This window comes from Pseudomonas sp. 28 E 9 (assembly GCF_900004785.1).
Classification (GTDB): domain Bacteria; phylum Pseudomonadota; class Gammaproteobacteria; order Pseudomonadales; family Pseudomonadaceae; genus Aquipseudomonas; species Aquipseudomonas orientalis_A.
The window spans coordinates 5,975-11,699 of the sequence record NZ_CVTK01000042.1 but is presented as its reverse complement, the minus strand read 5'-3'; the positions used below and the strand labels follow the sequence as shown (position 1 = coordinate 11,699).

Here is a 5,725-nt window from a genome sequence, read left to right as displayed (position 1 = left end):
AGAGCGTTTTGCTTACTTTTGCGCTTTTCAAAAGTGAGCCGCTGTAAAAGCGGAACCCATAGCAGCCGTTACCGCAGAAACGGATATGCACTCGGTCCAATCCAACATCCTGGTCGGCCCTGAGGCCGCCATCGGGAGCAAGTCGAATCGTCGCACCGCCCCTCCCACATTTGGATTGCAGTGCATCTGCTCAGAAGGGTTAAACGCTCTAGCACGCAGGATCCTGTTGTCCGGGCTACTGGCAGGGTGCCACAATGGCGCCTCTGTCGGAGCAGCCAAACAGGCGAATCGCATGCATAGCCTTGGGCATGGGCAAGACCCGGACCACGTCATCGAAGAACAGGTGCGAACCGACCGTTTGCATCAGCTGTTTCGCCAGTCGTTCTCGGCCATCTTTGGCGCCTGCCTGGCCGCCATCATGCTCTGCTGGCTGTGCTGGGAGCGTTTCGATCACCAGGTCATGGTGGTCTGGCTGGTACTGCTGGCGGGTTCCTCACTGGTGCGCCTGCAGCTGTTCCTGGAATGGTTCCGCTGTCCCAACAGCGAACGCACGCCCGCGCGCTGGGAGCGTCGTTACTGGCTGACACTGATGCTGTCGGCGGGGATCTGGGGCGGCGGGGCGCTGGCGGTGATGCCCGTCGATGACCGCATGTCCCAGGTGCTGGTGATGCTGTTTACCGTGGGCATGTCGGTCAGCGCGGTGTCGTGCTATTCGGCTTATCGCTCCATGTCGCTGGGGTCCATGGGCCTGGTGCTGTTGCCGTGTACCCTGTGGCTTTTGTTCCAGCCGGCGCCGATGCAGATGGGCGTGGCGCTGGCGGTGTTGGTGTTTTCCTCCTTTGTAGTGGGCGCCACGCGCAAGCTCTCCGATGCCCTGGAAAAAGCCTTTCGCCTGACCCGCCAGATGGAACGTGCGCACACCCTTTCAACCCACGCCGCCCAGACCGATGAACTGACCGGGTTGATGAACCGTCGTGCCTTCTACGAGCGTGCCCAGGCGCTGTACGCCCAGTGCCATCGCGAGCAGCAGCCGCTGTGCGCGCTGATGTTGGACATGGATCACTTCAAAAGCATCAATGACACCTACGGTCATCAGACCGGCGATCAGGTGTTGCGCCAGATTGGCGGCGTGATCAGCGCCTCGTTTCGCCAGGTCGATGTGTCCGGTCGCCTGGGGGGCGAAGAATTCGCAATATTGCTGCCCAACACGTCTCTGGAGACCGCGCGCAGCATTGCAGAGCAACTGGTCCAGGCGATTGGCGACCTGCGCGCCGACCCGGTGCAGGGGCTGAGTGCCAGCCTGGGGCTTGCATCGACCCACGCCGAGCCGCTGGACCTGAATGGCTTGATGGACAGCGCCGACAAGGCGCTGTACCGGGCCAAGGCGCTGGGTCGCAATCAGGTCGCCGTGGCGGGCTGATCCTTGGCCATGGCCCTGGCTAACGCCCGCGCGACCTGTTCGGCGGAGTAGGGTTTGGCGAGGAACTCAAAGCCCTCATACCCATTGTCCGCCAGTTCTTCGCTGTAGCCCGACACGAGCACCACCGGCAGGTCCGCACGGCGCTGACGCAGCAGCCTGGCCATGGCGACACCGGTCATCCCCGGCATCACCACATCCGAAAAAATCGCGTCGAAGGCTTCCGCGTCTTTGCCGGCAAGTGCCAGCGCCTGTTCGGCATTGGTCGCCCAGGTGGTCTGGTAACCCAGGTCCTTGAGGATCTGGCAGGCGAAACGTCCTACCTCAAGGTTGTCTTCGACGATCAGCACATGCCATTGGGTAACGTCCTGCGGCGGTAGCAGCGCTGGATGCTCGGCCTGCGGTGGTGCGACTTCGCCCTCCACCTGGGGCAGGTACAGGGTGAACACCGTACCCAGCCCGAAGGTACTGGCCACATCGATATTGCCGCCCGATTGCTTGGCAAAGCCGAAGACTTGCGACAAACCCAGCCCGGTGCCCTTGCCCACGGCCTTGGTGGTAAAAAACGGTTCGAAAATGCGTTCGAAAGTCTCGCTGGAAATACCGCTGCCGGTGTCGGCCAGGGAAATGCACAGGTGAGGCAGGCGCGACCCGGCGTCACCGCGAATACGCGGCAGTGGCTGCTGCCCGACGACCTTGATGGTCAGGGTGCCCTGGCCGTTCATCGCATCGCGGGCATTGAGGGCAATATTGATCAAGGCGGTTTCGAACTGGCTCGGATCGATGCGCGCATAGCAGGGCTGATCGGGCAATTGCACCTGCACATGAATGCGTGCGCCGGTAACGCTTTCGAGCATCTCGCCGATGTTGCGCACCCGTTGGCTGACATCGAATACCTGCGGGTTCAGCGGCTGGCGACGGGCAAAGGCGAGCAGTTGGCTGGTGAGCTTGCTGGCGCGTTCGACGGTATCGGACACCGCCCACATGTAGCGTTGCCGGCGTTCTTCCGACAGCCCCGGCTGGCGCAGGAAATCCACGGAGGAGCGGATGATCGTCAGCAGGTTGTTGAAGTCATGGGCGACGCCGCCGGTAAGCTGGCCGATGGCCTCAAGCTTTTGTGACTGGCGCAGCGCGGCTTCGGCCTGGGCGAGGGCGCGGGTGCGTTCTTCCACGCGCTGCTCGAGGGTCGCATTGAGTTCGGCATAGGCCGCCAGCCCCGCACGCACCGCGGCATCGGCGCGTACGCGTTCGATATGCGCCCAGGAACGTTCGGTGACTTCGCCCAGGAGCGCCAGGTCATAGGAGGACCAGTAGCGGGGCTGTTTGTCGTGCACGGCCATCAATGCGGTGAGGCGGCCGTCCTTGATCAGGGGCATGCAGAGGGTCGCCGTCACGCCGAGCGCCTGGAAATTCGCGGCGTCATGGGCCGGCAGTTCAAGCACGTTGTTGCGGATCACCAGGGGCTCGCCGGCCCGCAGGCAGGTCATCGCGCGTTCACCGAAGGCGGCCAGGCTGTAACGGCCGACGATGCTCGGCGAACCTTGCGCCGACCAATCGCCGCGAATGGTAAAGCTGTCCTGATCGTCTTCCACATCGGCGTAGGCACAAATCGACACCTGCAGGTGTTTGGCCAACAAGCGGGTAGTCGAGTTCATGATGGCTTCAGCATCGGTTGCAGTGGCTACGCTGCTGCCGATGGCGTCCAGCACCGCCAGGCGCCGTGCAAGAAACACCGTGGCGGTGGTTTCCGTGACGGTATCGAGCAACCCGACCACCCGGCCTTGAGCGTCGCGAATCGGGCTGTAGCAAAAGGTGAAATACGCTTGTTCAGGGGCCTCGCCACGCTGGATCAACAGCGGAAAGTTTTCGATGTAGGTGGCCTGACCGGCGAACGCGGTGTCGGCGATAGGGCTGATGTCATCCCAGACTTCGTGCCACACGTCGCTGAACGGGCGGCCCAGGGCATCAGGCTTGTTACCCAGGATCGGCACGAAGGCGTCGTTGTAGAGGGTGATCAACTGCGGCCCCCAGACGATGGCCTGGGGGAAGCTGGAGGCGAAGCACAGCGCAACGGTGGTCTTCAACACGTCCGGCCAGTGTTCAAGCGGCCCCAGGGGCGAATGGGTCCAATCATGCCGACGAACCCGCTCTGCCATTTCGCTGCTGCCTTGCAGCCAATTCATCATTGGGTTCACACCTTTCGCTACCCGTAGTTAAGCCTTGAAGAGGTCAGACTGCCTAGCTACAGACCGGTATGACCGCAATCAGTTCAGCACGTTGGACTGCTGGATAGCACTTTGATTTTATTGCGCATTTGGGGGCTCGGCCACAGGCTTTATTGTGTGCCGAACAGCCCCGTCCAATAGATGCCTGCATCGCTTTTCGGGTCCATCGCGTAGGCCGCGCCCAAATCGCGAAATTGCGGGTTCATCAGGTTGGCGCAATGGCCGGGGCTGGCGAGCCAGCCGTCCAGTACCTTGCGCGGGGTATCGAGGCCGGCGGCGTTGTTTTCGCCGATATTTTTCCCCACATAGCCGGCCAGCTCGGCGCGGTCGCCGGGGGTACGGCCATCGTGGTCGAGGTGATCGAAAAAGTTACCGTTGGCCATGTTGCGCGTATGGCTGTTGGCGGCGTTGGCCAGGTCGTCGTTCCACGACAGCGGCGTGGTCGCCGTGAACGCCTGGGTGCCGCACTCGCGCGGCTGGGCGCGGGCGGCGTTGATCAGGTCGAGCAGCTTGCGGCCTTCGGTCTGCCAGTCGCCCAGGCCACTGGTGAGCAGCGGGCGCGCCAGTACGATGCGCCAGTCCTGGCCGTTGTTGCTCACGCCGATATCGACGAATTGCGGGTCGAGCACCACGCGACAGAAGCTCTCACGCACCGCTTTCATGGCGGCCTCGGCGTCCTTGGGCCCGGACAGGCTGATGGCCTGCACGTTGACCATCGGGTACGCGGCCCGCGCCAGCGATTGCTGCAAATCGCCGACATTGGAGGCCGGCAGCACCAGCCGTGTATCACTGGCCAGCGGCGGCAACTCCTGGGAACCCTGGTCGTTGCAGCGCTGCACCTGGCTGCGGTACTGGTTGATCTGTTGCACCAACTGACTTTCTTCATTCGCCATCGCGCTGGCGCAGAACACCGTACTGGCGGCCAGCGTCGTAAGACCCATCATCAATGACAGAACGCGCATGGACGTTACCCTTGAGCTTGAAAGTGCCCATGATGCGCGATCCAGGGGCATGCATGCACCCGTTGGTCCGAACTTTTTTCACTCAATTGTTGAGTGGCCGCTGTCGAGCACTCCGGCGACACGGCGCGCAACAGGTACAATTGCCGCTGCCTCGACGTGAAACCCCAGGAATTTGCATGTTCAGCCTTACCCGTTACACCACGCCCTGTCCCGAACCGGTCAACAGCCAGATCCTGCAGATGGTGGTCGACAACCTCACCGACATCAGCAGCGTGGCCCTGGCGCCCAGTAACCTGCTCTATAACATCTACCAGTACGTCATCGGTTTTGAGGTGCACCTGTATCTCGAGGCGCTGGACGGCTCGAAGGGCATCAGCGTTGAGCTGGTCGTGGCGATGCGGGACGAGACCGTCGTCGGCTTCTGCCTGTACCTGCCGGTGAAGGACGACCCTCAAGCCTGTGGCGTGGCTTTTATGGCCGTGCACGCCGGTTCCAGGCGCCAGGGTGTGGCCCGGGCCATGCTCGATGACGTGTTGGCGCGCTATCCCCATGCGGAACTGGCCTGTTCGGTCGAGAAGGTCCCGGCCTTCGAAACCATGGGCTTCAAGGTGCGCGGCGCGCGCGGCACGCAAGTGCTGATGAACACGCGGGACTACGGCACCGATGGGCTGATGGGGGTGCTGGACGTGGCTGCCATCTACAGCTCGCTGGAAGTGCGGCAGATCCATACCTACCTGCTGCAGAAGCACGGTAAGCGCGCCATGGTTGATGCGGAAAAGCAGCGTGATCGGCATTTGGATCAACTGACGCGCAAGGTGCGGGTGTTTGTGAGCGAGCGTTTGGCAAGAGGTTCGAGCACTGAAGATTAAACTGTGGGAGGGGGCTTGCCCCCGATGGCGGTGTGTCAGTCAAATAGGCTGAGACTGACACTCTGCTATCGGGGCATAGGCATCTACACAACTCTGTAGCGCCCAACCGTAACCACGATGCGAAGCGAGTCGCTCTTGATCTTGATCTGCTTTTGATTTCAGGCGCCCCGTTAAACCACGCTGGCCGAACGCAGGCTTGAATTCGTGGGTAACCCGGCAGGACGCCGGGTTAGCCGCACTGGGCCATGGATG

4 protein-coding genes are annotated in these 5,725 nt (G+C 62.1%); 2 read left to right on the top strand and 2 right to left on the bottom strand.

Features of this window, described 5'->3' with window-relative positions:
- The first annotated feature begins 292 nt into the window (after nt 1–292).
- Entirely contained in the window at nt 293–1,420 is a 1,128-nt protein-coding gene (locus BFQ00_RS10580) for a GGDEF domain-containing protein (protein ID WP_065933486.1), read from the top strand.
- Here BFQ00_RS10580 and BFQ00_RS10575 read toward each other — a convergent pair.
- Both BFQ00_RS10575 and BFQ00_RS10570 read right to left on the bottom strand, forming a co-directional pair.
- Nucleotides 1,399–3,603, bottom strand: coding sequence for a GAF domain-containing hybrid sensor histidine kinase/response regulator (locus BFQ00_RS10575; protein ID WP_065884463.1), 2,205 nt, complete (start codon nt 3,601–3,603; stop codon nt 1,399–1,401). The genes BFQ00_RS10580 and BFQ00_RS10575 overlap by 22 nt on opposite strands.
- Nucleotides 3,604–3,752: 149 nt before the next feature.
- Complete coding sequence (locus BFQ00_RS10570) at nt 3,753–4,604, bottom strand: CAP domain-containing protein (RefSeq protein WP_065933485.1); 852 nt, start codon at nt 4,602–4,604, stop codon at nt 3,753–3,755.
- Nucleotides 4,605–4,780: 176 nt separating this feature from the next.
- On the opposite strand from BFQ00_RS10570, the gene BFQ00_RS10565 reads away from it, so the two are divergent.
- Nucleotides 4,781–5,473, top strand: a complete 693-nt coding sequence (locus BFQ00_RS10565; RefSeq protein ID WP_065933484.1) for a GNAT family N-acetyltransferase — start codon at nt 4,781–4,783, stop codon at nt 5,471–5,473.
- Nucleotides 5,474–5,725 lie beyond the last annotated feature (252 nt).